Here is a 20,417-nt window from a genome sequence, read left to right on the forward strand (position 1 = left end):
CGCTAGGCCGCCAGGCCCAGCGCCGCCATCCGCTTCGTGTGGGCCTCGGTGATCCGCGAGAACATCCGCCCGACCTCCGCGAGGTCGAACCCGTCCGCCACCCCGCCCACGAGCATCGTCGACAGCGCGTCGCGGTCCGCCACCACCCGCTGCGACTGGGACAGGGCCTCGCCCATCAGCCGCCGCGCCCACAGCGCCAGCCGGCCGCCCACCCGGGGGTCCGCGTCGATCGCGCCGCGGACCTTCTCCACGGCGAAACTCGCGTGCCCGGTGTCGTCCAGGACACCGAGGACGAGACCGCGCGTGTCCTCGTCCAGGCGCGAGGCGACCTCCCGGTAGAAGTCACTGGCGATCGAGTCGCCGACGTAGGCCTTGACGAGCCCCTCCAGCCAGTCCGAGGGCGCGGTCTGCTTGTGGAAACCGTCGTACGCGGCGACGAACGGCTCCATCGCCCCGGTCGGCTCCTCGCCGATCCCGGACAGCCGGTCCCGCAGCCGCTCGAAGTGGTGGAACTCGGCCGACGCCATCTTGGCCAGCTCCGCCTTGTCGCTCAGCGTCGGCGCCAGCTTGGCGTCCTCGGCGAGCCGCTCGAACGCCGCCAGCTCGCCGTACGCGAGCGCTCCGAGCAGGTCCACGACCGCGGCACGGTACTGGGGGTCGGCGGAGGCCGTGTCCCAGTTCTGCGCGGCGACCCCGGTGGCCGCGGGGGCGGTGTCGCCGGATGCCTCGGCGGACGTGTCAGCGGCGTTGTCAGGCGTCGTCATGAAGCGCACAATAGCCCGCTCGCCGCGACAGGGAAGTCCCTGCTCATCCACTGTGACGGCGACTACGTGACCAAATCGGCCATCGCATATGCGCGAATCCGGGGTATGGTGGTAATGCGCCCGGCGAGTATTCGACGGGCCGCACGAATGAGGATGCCCGGTCGGTGGCCCGATCGGCTCCGACCCGACAGCCCTCCTCACCGGTACGGCACATCGCGTACGGCATCCGGAGGGAACCCTCAGCGGCACGAGAGCTCGAGCGTCGGCAGTGGTCCCATGCCACTCGGCCCGCCCGTCACAGAGCGGCCGACGTCCCCGGCACGGTCCCGTCACGACCCCCGCGCTCGCCTCGTACCGCGTACACAGAAGAGGCAGCACCCTGACTACGACTTTCCGAGAGCTCGGAATCCTTCCCGAGACGGCCGAAGCCCTTGAGGCCGTCGGCATCATCAACCCCTTCCCCATCCAGGAGATGACGCTCCCCGTCGCCCTTTCGGGCAGCGACGTCATCGGCCAGGCGAAGACCGGCACCGGCAAGACGCTGGGCTTCGGCCTCCCGCTCCTGGAGCGCGTCACCGTCCCCGCGGACGTCGAGGCGGGCCGGGCCACGCCCGAGCAGCTCACCGACGCCCCGCAGGCCCTCGTCGTCGTCCCGACGCGCGAGCTGTGCACCCAGGTGACGAACGACCTGCTCACCGCGGGCAAGGTCCGCAACGTCCGCGTGCTCGCCATCTACGGCGGCCGGGCGTACGAGCCCCAGGTGGAGGCCCTCAAGAAGGGCGTCGACGTCATCGTCGGCACCCCGGGCCGTCTGCTGGACCTCGCGGGCCAGAAGAAGCTCGACCTCAAGCACATCAGGGCCCTCGTCCTCGACGAGGCCGACGAGATGCTCGACCTGGGCTTCCTGCCCGACGTCGAGAAGATCATGAACATGCTGCCGGCCCGCCGCCAGACCATGCTGTTCTCGGCGACCATGCCGGGCGCGGTCATCGGCCTCGCGCGCCGCTACATGTCGCAGCCCACGCACATCCGCGCCTCCGAGCCGGACGACTCGGGTGCGACGGTCCGCAACACCGCGCAGTTCATCTACCGCGCGCACAACATGGACAAGCCCGAGCTGGTCGCGCGCATACTGCAGGCCGACGGCCGCGGTCTCGCGATGGTCTTCTGCCGCACCAAGCGGACAGCCGCCGACCTCGCCGACCAGCTCCAGCAGCGCGGCTTCGCCTCCGGCGCGGTCCACGGCGACCTCGGCCAGGGCGCCCGCGAGCAGGCGCTGCGCGCCTTCCGCAACGGCAAGGTCGACGTCCTCGTCTGCACCGACGTCGCCGCCCGCGGCATCGACGTCGAGGGCGTCACCCACGTCATCAACTACCAGTCCCCCGAGGACGAGAAGACGTACCTGCACCGCATCGGCCGGACCGGCCGCGCGGGTGCCAAGGGCATCGCCATCACCCTCGTCGACTGGGACGACATCCCGCGCTGGCAGCTCATCAACAAGGCGCTGGACCTCGGCTTCGGCAACCCGCCGGAGACGTACTCCACGTCCCCGCACCTCTTCGAGGAACTCAGCATCCCGGCCGGCACCAAGGGTGTCCTGCCGCGCTCCGAGCGCACCCGCGCCGGGCTCTCGGCCGAGGCGGTCGAGGACCTCGGCGAGACCGGCGGCCGCGGTCCGCGCGGCCGCGGTGGCCGTGCCGCGGCGCCCGTCGTCGAGCGCGAGAAGGAGCGGGAGCGTTCCGAACGCGGCCCGCGCCGTCGCCGCCGTACGCGCAACGGCACGCCGCTGGACGAGACCTCCGGCACCGTCACGCCGACGGCATCACCGTCGCAGGCTCCGGCCGAGCCCGCCGCCGCGGAGGCCACCGAGTCCCGTACGCCGCGCCGCCGTCGCCGTACGCGCGCCGGTGGATCGTCCGAGCCGGTGGCGGTCGCCACGGAGACGGTCGAGCCGTCGGCCGCGCCCGAGGCCGCGGAGAGCGCGGTCGCGACGGCCGAGGGCGTGGAAGCGACGGCCGCCAAGCCGCGCCGCCGCACCCGCAGGACGACACAGGCCCCGGCCGAGACCGTCACGGTCGTCGCGGAGCCCGTCGTGGTCGCGGAGACCGTCGCCGCGGCGCCCGCCGAGGCTGTCGCGGAGGCTCCGGCCGCCAAGCCGCGCCGCCGCACCCGCAAGGCCGCGGAGGCCGTCGAGGCCGTCCTCGACACGGTCGAGGGCACGCCCGAGGTCACCGAGTCCAAGCCGCGCCGCACCCGCGCCAAGGCCACCACGGCGGCAACTCCCGCCGTGGACAGCGCCGTTGACACCGCGGAGGTCGCGGAGACCAAGCCCCGTCGCCGTACCCGCAAGGCCGCCGCGGCGAGTGTCGAGGCGGACAGCGCGCCCCTGACGCCCGCCGTCGAGGAGCCGGAGGCGGCGCCCCGCCGCCGCACCCGAAAGGCCGCCGAAGCCGCGGTCGACACGGCGGAGGGCGTCGCCGCGGCGCCGGCCGCCAAGCCCCGCCGTACCCGCAAGGCCGCGGTGGCCACGGCCGAGGCACCCGCCGAGGTGGTGGCCGACGCCGCGGAGCCGAAGCCGCGCCGTACGCGCGCCAAGGCGACCACCAAGGCGACGCCCGAGGTGGCCACCGAGGTGACCGCGGACACCGCCGAGGCACCCGTCACGCCCCGCCGCCGGACCCGTAAGGCCGCCGCGGCGAGCGTCGAGGCGACCATCCCCGCTCAGACGGCCGCCGCCGAGGAGCCGGAGGCGACGCCCCGCCGCCGCACCCGCAAGGCGGCGGAGCCCGCGGTGGTGGCACCGGAGACGGACGAGGCCAAGCCGCGCCGCCGTACCCGCAAGGCCGCCGTCGCGGAGCCCGCGGAGAGCTGACGCACAGCCCGATGGCCCGGTCCCCCGCTCCCGGGGGGCCGGGCCATCGGCGTTCCACCGCGCACGACCCCGCCCGGCGCCCCGCGCACCCCGACCCCCGCCCGGTCCGCACCGGCGATCGGACGCCCCGGGCAGACGGACGGGGCCGGCAACCCGAACAGACGCCCCGGACCGTGGACCGGGAATCCCCCCGATACCCTCGGACCCATGAGCCGTCCCCCCTCCTTCACCCCGCCGGCCGGAGCGCGCGCGTACCGGTTGGGCACCGCGCGCGGCGAGTTCGCGGTGATCGAGGCCGGCACCGCCCTACGGGGAACCGCGTTGCTCCTGCCGGGTTTCACCGGGAGCAAGGAGGACTTCATCGCGCTGCACGAACCGCTGGCGGCACGCGGGTACCGGACCGTCGCCGTCGACGGACGCGGGCAGTACGAGAGCGAGGGGCCCGAGCGCGACGAAACGCCTTACGCGCAGGACGAGTTGGCGCGCGACGTGCTCGCACAGACCGCGGCCCTCGGGACGCCCGTGCACCTGGTCGGCCACTCTCTCGGCGGACAGGTCTCCCGGGCCGCCGTCCTCCTCGACCCGGCCCCTTTCGCCTCCCTCACCCTGATGGCCTCGGGCCCCGCCCAGATCTCCGTCTCCCAGCAGCAGCGCGTCAAGCTGCTCCGGGACGCGCTCGCCGTGATGGACATGGGCCAGGTGTGGGACGCGATCCAGGCGATGGAGCCGCCGGAGGAGACCGAGACCGGAGAGCTCGACGCCGGTCTGGACGACCGCGCCGACCTGCGGCGCCGCTGGCTGGCCACCAGCCCCGCCCAGCTGATCGCGACGGGCCGTCAGCTCTGCACCGAGCCCGACCGCGTCGCCGAGCTGGCCGCCGTACGGCTGCCGAAGCACGTCCTGTCCGGCTCGCAGGACGACACCTGGCCGGTGGACCTGCTGGACGACATGGCCGTACGTCTCGACGCCCGGCGTACGGTCGTACAGGGCGCCGAGCACTCCCCCAACACGGACCAGCCCCTGCCGACCGCCCGCGCCCTCGCCGACTTCTGGGACGACACCGCCATCGCGTGATTCGCGGCGCGTGCTCCGTACCGCGTGGCCCATAGCTCGTGATCCGGGCCCCGTGACGAACGGATCCCCCGGCGGAGACCGGGGACGGGAAGCGCGGACCGGTCGGTTCAGTACTGCGCCTGCAGATGCTCCCAGAAGCCGTCCCGGAGCGCCCGGCGCAGATCCGCCTGGCCCCGCAGGGAGTACTGGAGCAGCCCCTCCGCCTCGACCAGCAGGTCCTGGTCGACCGAGCCGGGCAGATACGGATGGCCCGGCAGCAGGTCCACCAGCGCCTCACGCCCCCGCGCGGCCAGCCACTTCGCGGCGATCTGGGCGCCCACGAACCGCACGTCCTCGCGCGTGGGCCTGCTCGCCGCGCTCGCGTCGTACGTGGTCGCGGTGCGCCGGGACACGTAGGGCTTGAAGAAGTCGAGGTCGAAGGTGCGCTGACTGTCGACCTCCCAGAGCAGCGGCTCGGCCTGGTTGCGGCCCTCGGGCGCCTCGATGCCCCAGAGGTGGACCCGCGCCCCGTACCCCTGCGCGGCCTCGACCGCCGACACCAGGTCCTCGTCACCGCCGAGCAGGGCGGCGTCGCTGATGGCGCGGTGCCGGGCGAGGGACTCCAGGTCGGACCGGATGAGGGAGTCGACGCCCTTCTGCTGGTTGTTGGCGTTCAGGTTGCCCAACCGCACCTTGACGTCCGGGAGTTCGGCGATCGACTGCTGCTCCGCGGTGTGGATGCGGCGACGCGCGCCGTCGTACCAGTACACCCGCAGCAGCCTGCTGTCCGCGAAGATGGTGCGGGCCTTGTCGATGAGTGCCTCGATGAGGCCCTCGGCGTCGAGGTCGAAGGAGCGGCGGTCCTCGGTCCCGGCGACGAGCCGTCCTCCGGCCGCGTACAGGTATCCGGCGTCGACGAAGATCGCGTGGGTCGAGGGCGTCTTCGCCACCTCGGCGAGCATGCGCTGGAGCAGCTCGTTCGTGCGGTCGATGTGGGCGCCGAGCGCCGCGAGGTCGTCGTTCATCACCCCCCATTCTCCCGGCGGTCACGCTTCGAACACAACTGGTCCCGTTCAGTCTCCCTCACACTTCTTACCAGGCGGTAATTAGGTTCTCGAAAAATTTCGTTAGCGTAGGGAATGTTTGTAACACGCACACCGTTGAATACGAACGGAAGCGGGGAGAGTCTCAGGCCCCGCGCCACACCGAGTAGTTCTCCTCAGGAGGATGACCAGACGAAGGGAGAAGCCCATGCGCTTCGAAATCATGCGACTCGACGATGTCAACGGCACGCTCGTGGACAGCACCGTCGTTGACGCCGCCTCCGTCAACCGGATCGTTCAGCAGGCCGCCGCCATAGGGCAGCGACTGTGGATCCGCCCGGCCGATTCGTCCGCTTCATAACCCGCGGACGCCTCTCGGACGTCACCGACGTCTCAGACTTCAGAGCCCCGTACGGCGTCGTCGCCGTACGGGGCTTTGCGTATACGAGAGCGCCTCGCGCCGAAGGCCGCTCAACCGCCCCGGACGACCTGCGTGACACCGTTGATGATCTGCTGGACGGCGATCGCCGACAGCATCATGCCCGCGAGCCGGGTCACCAGCACCACGCCCCCGTCCTTGATGACGCGGATGATCAGCAGCGAGTAGCGCATGACCACCCACAGCACGATGTGGATGGCGAGGATGGCGGACCACACGGACACCTGCGTGGCGACGCTGTCCGCCTTCTGCACGGCCAGGATCACCGACACGATCGCGCCGGGGCCCGCGAGCAGCGGCATGCCGAGCGGTACGAGGGCGACGTTGACGTCCTTGGTCTGCTTCGGCTCGTCGGTCTTGCCGGTCAGCAGGTCGAGGGCGATCAGCAGGAGCAGCAGTCCGCCCGCGATCATCAGCGCGGGCACGGAGACGTGCAGGTAGTCCAGGATCTGGTGCCCGAGCAGCCCGAAGACCGCGATCACCCCGCCCGCCACGCAGACGGCCTGGAACGCCATGCGCTTCTGCACCTTGGCGGGGCGTCCCGCGGTGAGCGCGAGGAAGATCGGGGTGATCCCGGGCGGATCCATGATCACGAAGAGGGTGAGGAAGAGGGAGCCGAAGACGGCGACGTCGAACATGGGTCAGTGAGGCCTTGCGCAGGTGGGGGGAGCGGTACGCCGGGAAGCGCGGTCACCGCTGGGGAAGGGTGTTCCGTGGGGCGGAACGGGCACGCGGCCGGCGTCGCCGGGCGCGTGGGAGGGGGATCGGGGTGCGAGGGGCGGGGTCAGGCTCCGCCGGTTCCCGGCACCGGGAAGGCGCCGGTGGCCCGCCGGGTGATCTCCCCGTACACCTCGGGGTCGGTCGTGTACTCCCCGAGGACGCAGGTCTTGCGGCTGCCGTGGTAGTCGCTGGACCCCGTGGCGAGCAGCCCCAGTTCGGCCGCGAGGCCCCGCAGCCGGGCCCTGGTCGCCGGCTCGTGCTCCATGTGGTCCACCTCGATGCCGTCGAGCCCCGCGGTGGCCAGCTCGGCGATGGCCGCCTCCGGCACCGTGCGGCCCCGCTTGGCGGCGGCCGGGTGCGCGAGGACGGTCACGCCGCCCGCGGCCTTGACCAGCCGGATCGCGTCGAAGGGGTTCGTCTCGTGCTTGGGTACGTAGACCCGGCCGCCGTCGGCGAGCCAGTCGCCGCCGAACGCCTCGGAGACGCTGCCCACGACCCCCAGCTCGACCAGGGCGGAGGCGACGTGCGGCCGTCCCACGGAGCCGTCGCCCGCGATGCGCGCGACCTGTTCCCAGGTGACCGGCACGCCCAGCCCCTGGAGCTTGGCGACCATGCTCCGGGCCCGCGGCACCCGGTCGTCCCGGATCAGCTCGCGCTCGGCGAGCAGCTCGGGCTCCTCGGGGTCGAAGAGGTAGGCCAGCAGGTGCATGCTGACGCCGTCGAGACGGCAGGAGAGTTCGGCGCCGGCGACGAGGGTGAGCCCCTCGGGGAGGGCCGCGACGGCCTCCGCGTGTCCCCGGGTGGTGTCGTGGTCGGTCAGCGCGACGACGTCCAGACCGGCGGCGGCCGCGTTGCGGACCAGCTCGGCCGGGGTGTCCGTACCGTCGGAGGCGGTGGAGTGGGCGTGCAGGTCGATGCGCACTACGCGGACTCCAGGAGGTGACGGCACGGAAGGGGACACCCAAGGATAACGGGGTTCCGGAGCACCCCTGTCACACCTGAAACACCGGTGCGCCCCCTACGAAGGGTCTTGTGCGGCTCGGGCACCTCCCGGGCTCCCGGAGCGCGACCGGGCCCCCCGGCGGGCCACTGGGGCTGCGCCCCGGCCCCCCGCTTCGGCCTGAACGGCCTCGTCACCGAGCGCCGGACGGGCTGGAGAGGCGCGCCCACGCCAAGAGGTGACCCTGGCCGAACGCGCGGGTCCGCACCGCACGGAAGGATCCGGCCCGCACCGGAAAGCCGACGCCCTGTCCCGGACAGCCCGGCCCGTCCGGCGCTCGATGACGAGCCCTTCGGGCGAAACAGGGGGTCCAGCGGGTGCGGCACCTCGGCACCACACACCGCACCAGCCGCACCGGACAGAGCAAAGACGCGGGTCCGCGCCCCTGCACACGAGCCCGCGCCGGGGGCCTCCGACCGCCCCGCCGCGTCGCCCGGCACCGTCCCCTCCCCCCGTCCCGGCGGAGCGCTACGGCTCCAGGATGCGCGGGGACAGTGCCCCGCAGGGCAGCAGGTCCACTTCCGCCCCGGCGTCCCGCAGGTCGGTCAGCACCAGCTCGTCGTACATCAGCAGCCCGGACTGCTCGGGCCATACCACGGCCCACAGCCACAGCCCGAGGGCCTCGCCCGCGAAGACGGCCCGGTCGTCGGGAGCGCCGGCCACATGCCACAGCGGGGTGGGCCGGCCGGCCGCGAGGACCTTGGCCTGCGGGGGTTTCTCGACACTCATGTAGGGCCCGGGGTCGGGGCCGTCGATACCGGCGTAACGCGCGCCGAGGCCGACGCCGAGCTCCTCGGCGACCAGGATGAGTTCCCCGATGCCGCCGAGCGGTCCCGGGCCCGAGCAGGCCACCATGGTCGCGCGCCCGCCGCTGCGGTCGTCGCCCGCGAAGCCGGCACCGGTGAACAGCCATCCGACCGGCAGCGGCCACGGCATCCACACCGGTACCCGGGCACGGTGCACCACGACACCGAGGGCCTCGACGCTGGGCGGGATCACGGGCTGCAGTGGATGCACGTTCCCGTGCACGTCGCACTGCCAGGAATCGGCAAAAAGGCCGGGAGCCCTGACCCGGCCACCACACTTCGGGCAACTGGGTTCGCCCCTCATAGAGCCCCACGGTCCTCCCCGTCTTTCGCCGCGTCAAGGACGATCACCCGTCCGGAGCGCGCCGTCACCGCGAGGAACTAAATGTAACTTACAGTAATTAGCTCAGCTAACTTGTTATGTGCAGGCGACAACGACCCCTCCGGGACAGCCGGAGGAGCGAACTCGACCCGCGGCCCAGGAGGCCCCACCGGAAGGCGACGTCGACGCCGAACGGGCGCTCGGCGTGTCGGACGCGCCGCGCCCGCCGGCGAGCGCCGGATACAACGCCGTGCGCTGGTTCGCGGTGGCCGCGGCACCCCTCTTCGCCCCGAAGGCCGAGGAGTGGAGCTCTCCTCGTATCCCGTTCGTGGTCGCGGCGGTCACCGCTCCGGCCGGCGCCGCGGTGGTCCACGTACGGCGGCACGCGCACGCACGAGGCCGCCGGGCTCAAGCCGCGGCACGCCGCCGAGGACAGCGTCACGGTTTTTGCCAACTGAAGATTTCCGGCCAGGAACTGACGTGAACTCAGTCCAGCGGAACGGACCTGCGCAGCGGATCGCGCAGGTCCGTTCCACCGTTCAGCCAGCGTTCCTGAAGGGCCCCGGCGCCGTGCACCCGCTTCCACGCGGCCTCGTTCGGCGTCATCGGGAGCAGCGGCAGGAACCGTACGGGATCGGCGGGCGCGTCCAGTTCCAGGTCCTCGACCAGACCACCGGACTCGGCGACCAGGACAGAGGTGAAGGGCGCGCCGGGCCAGAGCGGTCCGCCCACGTCGAGCGAGGCACCGGGAGCCACCACCAGCCCCTCGACCTGCGGGGACGCGCCGAGCACGGCGAGCGCGCGCAGCACCTTGTCGGTCTCGGCGCCGCCCGCGCGCACCGAGAGGACCAGCTCGGCGCGCGGTCCCTTCACCGGGTCGGCGAGCACCACCGTGGGGTCCGCCATCGGCTGGGCGGACATGCCGAGCGTCGCGTAGCGGACGACGTCGCCCTCCGTGAAGCGCAGCACCTCGATGCGGTCGGTACCGAGAAAGGTGACCGCGGCCCGCGCGTCGGGTTCGCCCAGCGCGGAGCGCAACCGGGCCTCGACCAGAGGAAGAACATCAGCCATGAACCGAGCATAGAACTCGTCAGCAACGGGCAAAGCGGCGGCTTGACGCTTCGGTGCGCTGATAGTCTTGGCCGCTGGTCGGGGCAGCACGCAGAAGCGTCGCTCTCGAGCTCCGACGCACTGAGACTGACTGATCTCCCTCGCCGGGAGGCAGCTCCCCCACGGGGGATGGATCGTCCCTCACGGGGGACCGGCCGGAGGAGGTGGGGCTGCAATGGACCGAAGTCGACCGTGCAGTACCACCCGCTCTTCCGGACGCTGAATTCTGTAGCTGGTTCCCCTCACCCAGGCCGGCTGCCGCCTCCTGCAAACGTGTGCATACGTGTCAGCGTTGTCCGTTGCACCACGGAAGAGCGCTTCGTTCCCGCCTGATCTGTCTGATCTGAATCAGTAGCGAAGCTGCCACCGCGACGGTGCGGTGCTCCCCGCTTTGTGGACGTGCCAAACATCCGCAGTCAGGACGTCCCCATTCCGGGCAGTTCCAACCGTCGCCGGCGGCCTCCAGTTGTGAAGGAGCCTGCCATGTCGATGATCCGTGACCTCCGTGCCGCGGTCCGCCCCCGCCCCTCCCTGCGCAAGGAAAGCGGCTCGTACGACACCACCCGCGCGCCCGGGACCAACTCCGCCGTGGTCGACTGCGCGGTCTACCGCGACGGCGCCCGTGTCCAGACCCGCGAGCCCCTCACCCCGCACGAGGCGATGCGCCTGGTGCACCGCGACGGCGGTTTCGTGTGGATCGGCCTGCACGAGCCCACCGAGGCCGAGTTCTCGGGTATCGCGGGCGAGTTCGGGCTGCACCCGCTGGCTGTGGAGGACGCCGTCCAGGCACACCAGCGGCCCAAGCTGGAGCGCTACGACGACTCCCTGTTCACGGTCTTCAAGACGATCCACTACGTCGAGCACGACGAACTCACCGCCACCAGCGAGGTCGTGGAGACCGGCGAGGTCATGTGCTTCACCGGCCGGGACTTCTTCATCACCGTCCGGCACGGCGGCCAGGGCTCGCTGCGGGCGCTGCGGCACCGGCTGCAGGACGAACCGGACCTGCTCGCCAAGGGCCCCTCGGCGGTGCTGCACGCGATCGCCGACCACGTCGTCGACGGGTACATCGCGGTCGCGGACGCCGTACAGGACGACATCGACGAGGTCGAGACCGCGGTGTTCTCGCTCGGGCGGAAAGGTACTCCGCGCGGTACGGACGCCGGCCGCATCTACCAACTCAAGCGTGAGGTACTGGAGTTCAAGCGCGCGGTCTCGCCGCTGCTGCGTCCGATGCAGCTGCTGAGCGAGCGGCCGATGCGGCTGGTCGACCCGGACATCCAGAAGTACTTCCGTGACGTCGCCGACCATCTCGCCCGGGTGCAGGAGCAGGTCCTCGGCTTCGACGAGCTGCTCAACTCGATCCTCCAGGCCAACCTCGCGCAGGCGTCCGTCACACAGAACGAGGACATGCGCAAGATCACCTCCTGGGCCGCGATCATCGCCGTACCGACGATGGTGTGCGGTGTGTACGGCATGAACTTCGACTACATGCCGGAGCTGCGCTGGAAGTTCGGCTATCCGCTGACGCTCGGTGTCACCGTCTGCATCTGCCTCTCGATCCACCGGATCCTGAAGCGCAACGGCTGGCTCTGACGTCCGGGCGTCGTGCTGGCTAGGCTGAGCGCATGACGGAACAGCTGCTCGATCGGGCCCTCATCGAGGAGGCCACCAAGAAGTCCGGGCTGATCTGGGCGCGCGGCGACGGCATGCCGTCGGCCGGCGCCCCGGGCCCCGAGGAACCCGCCCGGGCCCTGTGGCACGTGTGGCACGACGGAGCGGTCTGTCTGGTCGGCGACGGTCCCGGTGAGCAGCCGCTGCCCGGCCTCAGCGACGGGGGCGAGGCGGTGGTCACCGTACGCAGCAAGGACAAGGGCGGCCGGGTGGTGGCCTGGACGGCCAGGGTGGTCGAGCTCGCGCCCGGGTCCGACACGTGGCAGGAGACCGTCGCCGAACTCAAGGGCAAGCGTCTGAACGCGCCCGACGGTGAGGAGATGCCGGCCCGCTGGGCGCGCGAGTGCCGGGTGCTGCGTCTGGAGCCCCTGGCCGGCACGCTCCCGCTGCCGGACGGCTCGCTGGCCGCCGCGCCCCTGCCGACCCCGGCGACGACCCGGCAGCCGGTCCCGGCGGCCGTCCCCCGCCTCCTGTTCAAGAAGCGCAAGCGGTCCTGAGGGCCGGCCGACTCCAGGAGACGCGGGCGGTCCCGGGGCGCGGCGCCGGCTACGAGGCGGGCAGCTGCCTGCCGTAGTCGACCGTCTCGCCCCTGGCCGGTTCGGCGAGGGCGAAGTCCTGGCCCCAGTCGGTGAGCCGGAGGGTGCCGGCGCCGCCCGCGCGGACCAGGAGGACGGGGTAGGGGGTCCCCTTCAGCGAGACGTCGAGGGTGCCGCCCGCTCCCTTGTCGCCGGTGATGCGGATGGTGCGGACGCCGGACTGCTCGTGGTGGCCGTCCGTGGCGAGCGTGCCGTGCAGGGTGAGCAGGCCCTCCAGGAGGACGTCCTTGTCCGTGAAGCTGATGAAGCGCTTGTAGGCGGGGTCGCCGGCCGGGACCTTCACGTACTTGCCGCCGAGCTTGTCGGCGGCGGCCGTGTCCGCCGAGGTGCTGCCGCTCTTGTCGTCCTGATGGCTCCAGAACTCGGCACCGGCCTTGAGGAAGAGGTGCTCGCCCACCCGCAGCAGTTTGAAGCTCGCCCCCTGCGAGGTGACCGACCCGGTGCCGCCGTCCGCCTTCAGACGCATGTCGAGCTTGTAGGTGCGTCCGTTCGACACCACGGTCCCGGCGAGCCTGACCGTCTCCGCGGACGTGGCCGCCGCATGGGACTTCGTCTGGATCGCGGAGGCGGACAGCTTGCCCACGCCGTTCGTGCCCGCGTCCGGATCGTCACTGCCGCACCCCGTCAGCCCCGTCCCCGTCACGACCAGTGCGCACATCGCGCCCACCAGTGCGGCCCTGCGGGTACGGCCCTGGAGAATCGCAGTCACAGGTGGGCTGCCTTTCGTACGGGGGTCCATGCGGGTGTCCGTGCCGGGGCGCCCTGCGGAGGGTCCGCACCGGGTGCCCACCACGGCGTACGGCAGCGTACCGGTGTCGCACCGGCCCGACGGAGCCAGTCCGTCCGGACCGCTCACCAGGGCGTATCCGACCGGTACGGGCTAGCCTGAAGCCCACCCGAGCGGACAGAACGGGACCAAGCACGCGTACGGCCACACCACCCGGCGCACATACCGGGCCAGTACGGGAAACACCTACCGGGACAGCACGGAAAGAAGGAGGCGCGGGCATGGCCGCAGGCGCCCCCCGGATCTTCGTCTCGCACCTCGCCGGTGTCGCCGTCTTCGATCCGAACGGCGACCAGGTCGGACGGGTACGGGACCTGGTCGCCATGCTCCGGGTGGGGCGGCGCCCGCCGCGGCTGCTTGGGCTGGTCGTCGAACTGTCCACCCGGCGGCGCATCTTCCTGCCCATGACCCGCGTGATCGGCATCGAGTCGGGCCAGGTCATCACCACCGGCGTCGTGAACGTGCGCCGTTTCGAGCAGCGGCCCACCGAGCGGCTGGTGTTCGGCGAACTGCTGGACCGGCGGGTACGGCTCGTCGACACCGACGAGGAGGTGACCGTCCTCGACGTGTCGGTCCAACAGCTGCCGGCCCGGCGCGAGTGGGAGATCGGCCGGGTCTTCGTGCGCCGGGCCCGCAGCGGGACCTTCCGGCGCACCCGGGGCGAGACCCTGACCGTCGACTGGTCCGCGGTCACCGGGTTCTCGCTGGAGGAACACGGACAGGGCGCGGAGAGCCTGCTGGCCACCTTCGAGCAGTTGCGCGCCGCCGACCTCGCCAACGTGCTGCACCACCTCTCCCCGAAACGGCGCGGCGAGGTGGCCGCCGCACTCGACGACGACCGCCTCGCCGACGTCCTGGAGGAGCTCCCGGAGGACGACCAGATCGAGATCCTCGGCAAGCTCAAGGAGGAGCGCGCGGCGGACGTCCTGGAGGCGATGGACCCCGACGACGCGGCCGACCTGCTCGCCGAACTGCCGGAGGCGGACGTGGAGCGGCTGCTGACGCTGATGCGGCCCGACGACGCCGCCGACGTACGACGGCTGATGTCGTACGAGGAACGCACCGCGGGCGGCCTGATGACGACCGAGCCCATCGTGCTGCGGCCCGACGCCACGGTCGCCGAGGCGCTCGCCCGGGTCCGCAACTCCGACCTGTCCCCCGCGCTCGCCGCCCAGGTGTACGTGTGCCGCCCCCCGGACGAGACGCCGACCGGCAAGTACCTGGGCACCGCGCACTTCCAGCGGCTGCTGCGCGACCCCCCGTACACGCTGGTCAGCTCGATCCTCGACGACGATCTGCAGCCCCTGGCGCCGGACGCGGCGCTGCCCGTCGTCGCGGGCTTCTTCGCCACCTACGACATGGTCGCCGCGCCCGTGGTCGACGAGAGCGGTTCGCTGCTCGGCGCGGTGACCGTCGACGACGTCCTGGACCACATGCTGCCGGAGGACTGGCGCGAGACGGAGTTCCACCTGCACGAGGACGAGGCCGGAGGGGGGAACCATGACGCCTGACCGCGAGACCCGCGAACGGGCCGTCACGGGGGCCACCGCGACCACCCGGCCACGCAGCCGGCTCGACCAGCCGATGCCGCCGCGCCGCAGACTGCTGCCCGAGTGGGACCCGGAGGCCTTCGGCCGGCTGTCGGAAAGGATCGCCCGGTTCCTCGGCACCGGGCGCTTCATCGTCTGGATGACGGTCGTCATCATCCTGTGGGTGGTGTGGAATGTCAGCGCACCCCGTGACCTGCGATTCGACAACTACCCGTTCATCTTCCTGACCCTGATGCTGTCGCTCCAGGCCTCGTACGCGGCCCCCCTGATCCTGCTCGCGCAGAACCGCCAGGCCGACCGCGACCGGGTCAACCTCGAACAGGACCGCAAGCAGAACGAACGGTCGATCGCGGACACCGAGTACCTCACGCGCGAGATCGCCGCCCTGCGCATCGGCCTCGGCGAGGTCGCCACCCGCGACTGGATCCGCTCCGAGCTGGATGACCTGGTCAGGGCGCTGGAGGAGGACCATTCGGACGGGCACGCCGTATTCCCGGCGGAACGGTCGCCCGGACGTGACACAGGCGACCGCTGACGGGGCTTTCCGGGCCCCGGGCCGGGCGCCGTACCATCGTCCCTATGGCTACGGAAGACGCGGTGCGTGAAGCACTGGCGACGGTGAACGACCCCGAGATCCAGCGACCCATCACCGAACTGGGGATGGTCAAATCGGTGGACATCGGTGCGGACGGCGCGGTCGCGGTCGCCGTGTATCTGACCGTCTCCGGCTGTCCGATGCGCGAGACCATCACCGAGAACGTGACGAAGGCGGTCTCGGCGGTCGAGGGCGTCACCCGCGTCGACGTGACCCTGGACGTCATGAGCGACGAGCAGCGCCGCGAGCTGGCGGGCGCGCTGCGCGGCGGCCAGGCCGAGCGCGAGGTCCCCTTCGCGAAGCCGGGCTCCCTCACCCGCGTGTACGCGGTCGCCTCCGGCAAGGGCGGCGTCGGCAAGTCCTCGGTGACGGTGAACCTGGCGGCGGCGATGGCGGCCGACGGTCTCAAGGTCGGCGTGGTCGACGCGGACATCTACGGCCACTCCGTGCCCCGCATGCTCGGCGTCGACGGCCGTCCGACCCAGGTCGAGAACATGATCATGCCGCCGTCCGCGCACGGCGTGAAGGTCATCTCCATCGGCATGTTCACCCCGGGCAACGCCCCGGTCGTATGGCGCGGCCCGATGCTCCACCGCGCCCTCCAGCAGTTCCTGGCGGACGTGTACTGGGGCGACCTGGACGTCCTCCTCCTCGACCTCCCGCCGGGCACCGGCGACATCGCGATCTCCGTCGCCCAGCTGGTGCCGAACGCCGAGATCCTCGTCGTCACCACCCCGCAGCAGGCGGCGGCCGAGGTCGCCGAGCGCGCGGGCTCCATCGCCGTCCAGACCCACCAGAAGATCGTGGGCGTCGTCGAGAACATGGCGGGCCTGCCGTGCCCGCACTGCGGCGAGATGGTCGACGTGTTCGGCACCGGCGGCGGCCAGACGGTCGCGGACGGGCTGACCCGCACCACCGGCGCGAGCGTCCCGGTCCTCGGGTCCATCCCCATCGACGTCCGGCTGCGCGAGGGCGGCGACGACGGCAGGCCGGTCGTCCTGACCGATCCCTCGTCCCCGGCCGGCTCGGCCCTGCGCGCCATCGCCGGCAAGCTGGGCGGCCGGCAGCGCGGCCTGTCGGGCATGTCCCTGGGCATCACCCCGAGGAACAAGTTCTGACCAACGCTCTCCCCGGCCTCCCCGCTCGGGGGAGATGAACCCGCCCCGTCAGGGGCGCGGGGAAACCGCGCGCCCCGGCCACGGCCGGCCCGCGTCCGCGGAACCCGCCCGCACCGCCTCCGCGGAGCGCCGCCGCCCGGCGGAGCGCTCTGCGGAGCACTCCGGCGTGCGCCGCGGAGCACTCAGACGTACGCCGCGATGTCCTTGACCACCGCGAAGCCCAGCCCGTACGCGCTCATGCCGCGTCCGTACGCACCCACGTGCACGCCCTCCTGGGTGGACCCCGCGAGGACCCAGCCGAACTCGGACTCGCGGTAGTGGAACGGCGTGGGCACACCGTCCACGGGGAGGGACAGCGAGGACCAGTCCGAGCCGTCGAGATCGTCCGCGAGGACCCACGCCGTCTCGGTCTGCTGGTCCAGCCAGTCGTCCCGCAGGGTGTGGTCCATCTGGCCGGGCCAGGTGAAGGACAGCAGGCCCACACCGGCCAGCCACGCCGCCGAGGAGACCGAGGTGGCCTCCAGCAGTCCCGTACCGTCCGCGCTGCGGCGCGAGGGGTTCGCCGCGACGGTCACCACGACCGCGAAGCGTTCCTTGTCCTCGGTCGACTCGCCGCGCACCGAGGGCTCCTCACCGTGCCCGATCGAACCGTGTTCGACGGCGCCGTCCGCCGACATGCCCACCTGCATCAGCCAGCGCGGTCCCGTGAAGGCCTCGTCGAGGCCGTACCACGGGAAGGGCGCCAGCAGGTAGCCGTCGACCGTGCGCCGGGCGGAGGCGAGCTGCTGTCCGCCCTCCGTGGCCGGTGCCTGCGCGCCTACCCGACTTGTCGTCTCCATCTGCCGGACGCCTCCTTGCTCTCGTCGGACCGGGCGGCCCGCCCCCCTCGGGCGTCCTCAGCGGTCCGCACAACAACTGGGCAGCATAGCCACACCGCTCCGGGCAGCACGGAAAGCACCCGTCGCGTGGGGCGCGCCCGCCGTCGATTTCCGGCCGTGTCACACGGCCGGAAGGCCCCTGACCTGTCTCGATCGGGGTACGGCTCAGGTGGCGTCGGCGTCGAAGGGCGGGCGCTCGTCCTGGCCGGACCGCTCGGGCTTCTTGGTCATGTCCACCGTGGATCCGGCCGAGCCGGAACCCGGACCGGAACTCGACGACTCGGATTCACGGCTGTGCACCGCGTCCGTGACCTCGGCCATCTCCTTCTTCAGGTCGAAGCCGTTACGGATCTCCTTGAGCCCCAGCTCGTCGCTGTCCAGCTGCTTGCGCAGGAACGTCTTGGGGTTGAGGTCCTCGAACTCGAAGTCCTTGAACTCCGGGCCGAGTTCCTCACGGATGTCCGCCTTGGCGGTCTCCGAGAACTCACGGATCTTGCGGATGGTGCGCGTGACGTCCTGGATCATCTTCGGGAGCTTGTCCGGACCGAAGACGAGCACGGCGAGGACAACGAGCGCCACCAGCTCGAGCGGTCCTATGTCATTGAACACCTGAAGCTCCTTGCGATGTCCTTCGGTCCTCGGCCCCCGGCGGTTCTTCCGTGGTCCGGGCCGGGTCCACGGTACCCGGCCATCCCGTCCGTCCGGAACTGTCCCGGGGCCTCCGGGTTCGTGTACACGTCCAGTTTTCCCTGCTGTTTGCCGCCCGGGGAGGGGACGGCTCCCGGCCCGACGGCCACGTCCGGCTCCGTCCGCCGCCGTCCCTCCGCCGTCCCCCGCCGTCCGTCCCGGTCCGCCCCCGTCCGCCGCGATCCCCCCGGGGCGGGCCGCGGTCCGGGGCGGTCAGTCGCCGTCCGCCGAGCCGAGGACCAGGGTGATCTTTTCGCGGGTACCGTCCCGCCGCAGGGTCAGCAGCAGCCGGTCGCCGGGGCGGTGGGCGCGGGTCCGCACGATCAGCTCCTCGCCCGAGTGCACGCGCAGCCCGTCGACCTCGGTGATGACGTCGCCCGCCCTGATCCCCGCGCGGGCGCCGGGGCCGCCCGGGGTGACCGGCGAGCCGCCGCTCGTCCTCGTGCCGACCCGGGCGCCGTCGCCGGTGTAGCCCAGGTCGAGCGTGACACCGATCACGGGGTGCGTCGCCCGGCCCGTGTTGATCAGCTCCTCGGCGACGCGCCTGGCCTGGTTGACCGGGATGGCGAAACCCAGCCCGATGGAACCGGCCTGGCCGGCCTGCGGGTCGATGGCGCCGTCGGCGGAGCGGATGGCGCTGTTGATGCCGATGACCCGCGCCCGGGAGTCGAGCAGGGGTCCGCCGGAGTTGCCGGGGTTGATGGACGCGTCGGTCTGCAGGGCGTCCACGTACGAGACGTCGCTCCCGTCGCCCTTCTCGCCGCCCGCTGTGATGGGCCGCTCCTTGGCGCTGATGATCCCCGAGGTGACGGTGTTGGCGAGGTCGAAGGGCGCGCCGATGGCGACCACGGGGTCGCCCACCTGGACGCTGTCGGAGTTGCCCAGCGGCAGGGGCCGCAGTCCGGCGACCCGGGTCACCTCGACCACGGCGAGGTCGTATCCGCTGTCGTGCCCGACGACGGTGGCCTTGGCGCTCTCGCCGCCGCTGAACGTCACGGTTATCTCGCCGCGCGCGCCGGCCGGTTCGACCACGTGGTTGTTGGTGAGGATGTGGCCCCGGGTGTCGAGTACGAAACCGGTGCCGGTGCCCGCCTCGTCGGCGCCGCGCACATGCAGCGTGACGACGCCGGGCAGGGCGCGGGCGGCTATGCCCGCGACGCTGTCGGCCGGCCGCCCGGGTGCCTCCTCGGCGGCCTGGTGCAGCACGATGTCCCCCGATTCGCCGTCGCGTTCCAGGTGGACGCCCACGGCGCCGCCGACGCCCCCGGCGACGACGGTGATCAGCACGGCCCCGAGGACCAGCGACCTCGTGGTCCGTCCCTGCCGCCGCGTCCCCGTCCCGGCCGCCGCGCCGTTCTGCTGGAGGGGCCCGGGGGTGGCCCAGGGGTCGTAGTTCCGCCAGGGGTCCGGAGCGGGGCGGGAAGTGCTCGTGTACGGGGCTGGAGGCGCCCCTGGGGGCAGCGAGGCCCCTGGGGCCGGGGTTCCCGCCGGAACCCCTGTCCCGGCCCCGGAGACGGCCACCGGGGCGGGCGCGCCGTGGGAGGTGCCCCCCGACGGGTCGGGGGCACCGGTCTCCGATGCGGATGTCCCGTACGCGGCGCCAAGCAGAGGTGCCTGCGTCTCGTACGGGGCAGCGCCCGCGGGAGCCGGCGTCTCGTACACGGCAGCGCCCGCGGGAGCCGGCGTCTCGTACACGGCAGCGCCCGCGGGAGCCGGCGTCTCGTACGGGGCAGCGCCCGCGGGAGCCGGCGTCTCGTACACGGCAGCGCCCGCGGGAGCCGGCGCCTCGTACGGGGCAGCGCCCGCGGGAGCCGGCGTCTCGTACGCGGTGCCTGGCGCCGGGGTCGGCGTCCCGTAGGCGGTATCGGGCACGGGGGCCGCCGTCTCGTACGCGGAGCCGGCGGCGGCAGCCGGCGTCCCGTACGCGGAGCCGGCCACCGGCGCCGGTATCTCGTACGAGGAGTCCTCGGCCGGGGCCGGTGTCCCGTGCGCGGAGGTGTCCGGCGGGGCGGAGGTGCCGTACGTGGGGGCGGGCGTTCCTTGCGCGGGGGCGACCGGTTGAGCGGGAACACCCTGCGCCGGACCCACCGGCGAAGCGGGAACACCCTGCGCCGGGGTGACCGGTACGGGCGTGGGCGTCGACGTGGGCGTCTTCCGCGCCGGAACACCCGCACCCGTGGGAGCCGCCGGGTCGTGCGCGGGCGTGGGCGCCGGGACGGAAGGGCCGGGTGCCGGGGTGAGCGCCGGGTGCTGGACCGGCGGGGCGGGTGCCCAGGGGCCGGGCTCGCCGTACGGCGGAGTGCTGTACGGGTCGGGGTCGTGCAGGGGCCCGGGGCGGTCCACGGGGGCCGCGGACGCGGGTGCGGCGTCGGACACGGCGGCGGGCCGCGCATCGGCCGCGGG

18 protein-coding genes and 1 pseudogene are annotated in these 20,417 nt (G+C 72.5%); 9 read left to right on the top strand and 10 right to left on the bottom strand.

The genetic code is table 11. The features are described from left to right. Positions 1-2: 2 nt before the first annotated feature. Positions 3-773, bottom strand: a complete 771-nt coding sequence (locus GFH48_RS15025; protein WP_407698634.1) for a ferritin-like fold-containing protein — start codon at positions 771-773, stop codon at positions 3-5. A gap of 463 nt (positions 774-1,236) precedes the next feature. On the opposite strand from GFH48_RS15025, the gene GFH48_RS15030 reads away from it, so the two are divergent. Together GFH48_RS15030 and GFH48_RS15035 are read left to right on the top strand one after the other, a co-directional pair. After that, complete coding sequence (locus GFH48_RS15030; RefSeq protein ID WP_153288759.1) at positions 1,237-3,636, top strand: DEAD/DEAH box helicase; 2,400 nt, start codon at positions 1,237-1,239, stop codon at positions 3,634-3,636. Between the two features lie 207 nt (positions 3,637-3,843). After that, positions 3,844-4,710 carry an alpha/beta fold hydrolase gene (locus GFH48_RS15035; RefSeq protein WP_153288760.1) on the top strand — a complete coding sequence of 289 codons (867 nt, stop codon included), beginning with the start codon at positions 3,844-3,846 and terminating at the stop codon, positions 4,708-4,710. A 107-nt stretch (positions 4,711-4,817) separates the two neighbouring features. Here GFH48_RS15035 and GFH48_RS15040 read toward each other — a convergent pair whose 3' ends face one another. After that, on the bottom strand, positions 4,818-5,714 hold the full coding sequence (locus GFH48_RS15040; protein ID WP_153288761.1) for an NYN domain-containing protein: 897 nt from the start codon (positions 5,712-5,714) through the stop codon (positions 4,818-4,820). A 226-nt stretch (positions 5,715-5,940) separates the two neighbouring features. Here GFH48_RS15040 and GFH48_RS38560 point away from each other — a divergent pair, with 226 nt between their 5' ends. Then, positions 5,941-6,093 (top strand): hypothetical protein, encoded by a 153-nt coding sequence (locus GFH48_RS38560; RefSeq protein WP_194280592.1) that lies wholly within the window; start codon positions 5,941-5,943, stop codon positions 6,091-6,093. A gap of 110 nt (positions 6,094-6,203) precedes the next feature. Here the strand turns inward: GFH48_RS38560 and GFH48_RS15045 are convergent, their stop codons facing one another. The 3 genes from GFH48_RS15045 to GFH48_RS15055 form a co-directional block, all read right to left on the bottom strand. Beyond that, positions 6,204-6,809, bottom strand: a complete 606-nt coding sequence (locus GFH48_RS15045) for a MarC family protein (protein ID WP_153288762.1) — start codon at positions 6,807-6,809, stop codon at positions 6,204-6,206. Positions 6,810-6,955: 146 nt separating this feature from the next. Continuing rightward, a complete protein-coding gene (locus GFH48_RS15050) occupies positions 6,956-7,813 on the bottom strand; it encodes a PHP domain-containing protein (RefSeq protein ID WP_153288763.1) in 858 nt (285 codons plus the stop codon). A 546-nt stretch (positions 7,814-8,359) separates the two neighbouring features. Further along, positions 8,360-9,001: a DUF6758 family protein gene (locus GFH48_RS15055; protein WP_153288764.1), complete on the bottom strand. Its 642-nt coding sequence runs from the start codon at positions 8,999-9,001 to the stop codon at positions 8,360-8,362. 199 nt (positions 9,002-9,200) lie between these two features. On the opposite strand from GFH48_RS15055, the pseudogene GFH48_RS15060 reads away from it, so the two are divergent. After that, positions 9,201-9,477: pseudogene (locus tag GFH48_RS15060) on the top strand (MFS transporter); the annotation flags it as partial. A 28-nt stretch (positions 9,478-9,505) separates the two neighbouring features. On the opposite strand, the gene GFH48_RS15065 reads toward GFH48_RS15060, so the two are convergent. After that, positions 9,506-10,090 (bottom strand): suppressor of fused domain protein, encoded by a 585-nt coding sequence (locus GFH48_RS15065; protein ID WP_153288765.1) that lies wholly within the window; start codon positions 10,088-10,090, stop codon positions 9,506-9,508. A gap of 522 nt (positions 10,091-10,612) precedes the next feature. Here GFH48_RS15065 and GFH48_RS15070 point away from each other — a divergent pair. Together GFH48_RS15070 and GFH48_RS15075 are read left to right on the top strand one after the other, a co-directional pair. After that, complete coding sequence (locus tag GFH48_RS15070; protein WP_153288766.1) at positions 10,613-11,725, top strand: magnesium and cobalt transport protein CorA; 1,113 nt, start codon at positions 10,613-10,615, stop codon at positions 11,723-11,725. 32 nt (positions 11,726-11,757) lie between these two features. Then, the gene (locus tag GFH48_RS15075) at positions 11,758-12,300 is read left to right on the top strand and encodes a hypothetical protein (RefSeq protein WP_153288767.1); all 543 of its coding nucleotides are present in this window, start codon (positions 11,758-11,760) and stop codon (positions 12,298-12,300) included. A 49-nt stretch (positions 12,301-12,349) separates the two neighbouring features. On the opposite strand, the gene GFH48_RS15080 is transcribed toward GFH48_RS15075, so the two are convergent. After that, a complete protein-coding gene (locus GFH48_RS15080) occupies positions 12,350-13,108 on the bottom strand; it encodes a hypothetical protein (RefSeq protein WP_228120587.1) in 759 nt (252 codons plus the stop codon). 299 nt (positions 13,109-13,407) lie between these two features. Here GFH48_RS15080 and GFH48_RS15085 point away from each other — a divergent pair, with 299 nt between their 5' ends. Genes GFH48_RS15085 through GFH48_RS15095 form a run of 3 tightly spaced genes read left to right on the top strand, consistent with a single transcriptional unit; the run spans position 13,408 to position 16,449 of the window. Continuing rightward, complete coding sequence (locus tag GFH48_RS15085; RefSeq protein ID WP_153288768.1) at positions 13,408-14,697, top strand: magnesium transporter MgtE N-terminal domain-containing protein; 1,290 nt, start codon at positions 13,408-13,410, stop codon at positions 14,695-14,697. Further along, a complete protein-coding gene (locus GFH48_RS15090; protein ID WP_153288769.1) occupies positions 14,687-15,271 on the top strand; it encodes a DUF1003 domain-containing protein in 585 nt (194 codons plus the stop codon). Before GFH48_RS15085 ends, GFH48_RS15090 begins: the two co-directional genes overlap by 11 nt. A gap of 44 nt (positions 15,272-15,315) precedes the next feature. After that, positions 15,316-16,449: an Mrp/NBP35 family ATP-binding protein gene (locus tag GFH48_RS15095; protein WP_153288770.1), complete on the top strand. Its 1,134-nt coding sequence runs from the start codon at positions 15,316-15,318 to the stop codon at positions 16,447-16,449. Between the two features lie 182 nt (positions 16,450-16,631). Here GFH48_RS15095 and GFH48_RS15100 read toward each other — a convergent pair whose 3' ends face one another. The 3 genes from GFH48_RS15100 to GFH48_RS40120 form a co-directional block, all read right to left on the bottom strand. Further along, entirely contained in the window at positions 16,632-17,288 is a 657-nt protein-coding gene (locus GFH48_RS15100) for a hypothetical protein (protein ID WP_153288771.1), read from the bottom strand. Between the two features lie 204 nt (positions 17,289-17,492). Next, positions 17,493-17,936 carry a sec-independent translocase gene (locus GFH48_RS15105; protein WP_153288772.1) on the bottom strand — a complete coding sequence of 148 codons (444 nt, stop codon included), beginning with the start codon at positions 17,934-17,936 and terminating at the stop codon, positions 17,493-17,495. Positions 17,937-18,227: 291 nt separating this feature from the next. Then, the gene (locus tag GFH48_RS40120; RefSeq protein ID WP_407698712.1) at positions 18,228-19,775 is read right to left on the bottom strand and encodes a S1C family serine protease; all 1,548 of its coding nucleotides are present in this window, start codon (positions 19,773-19,775) and stop codon (positions 18,228-18,230) included. Positions 19,776-20,417: the final 642 nt, after the last annotated feature.

This window comes from Streptomyces fagopyri, from assembly GCF_009498275.1.
Classification (GTDB): domain Bacteria; phylum Actinomycetota; class Actinomycetes; order Streptomycetales; family Streptomycetaceae; genus Streptomyces; species Streptomyces fagopyri.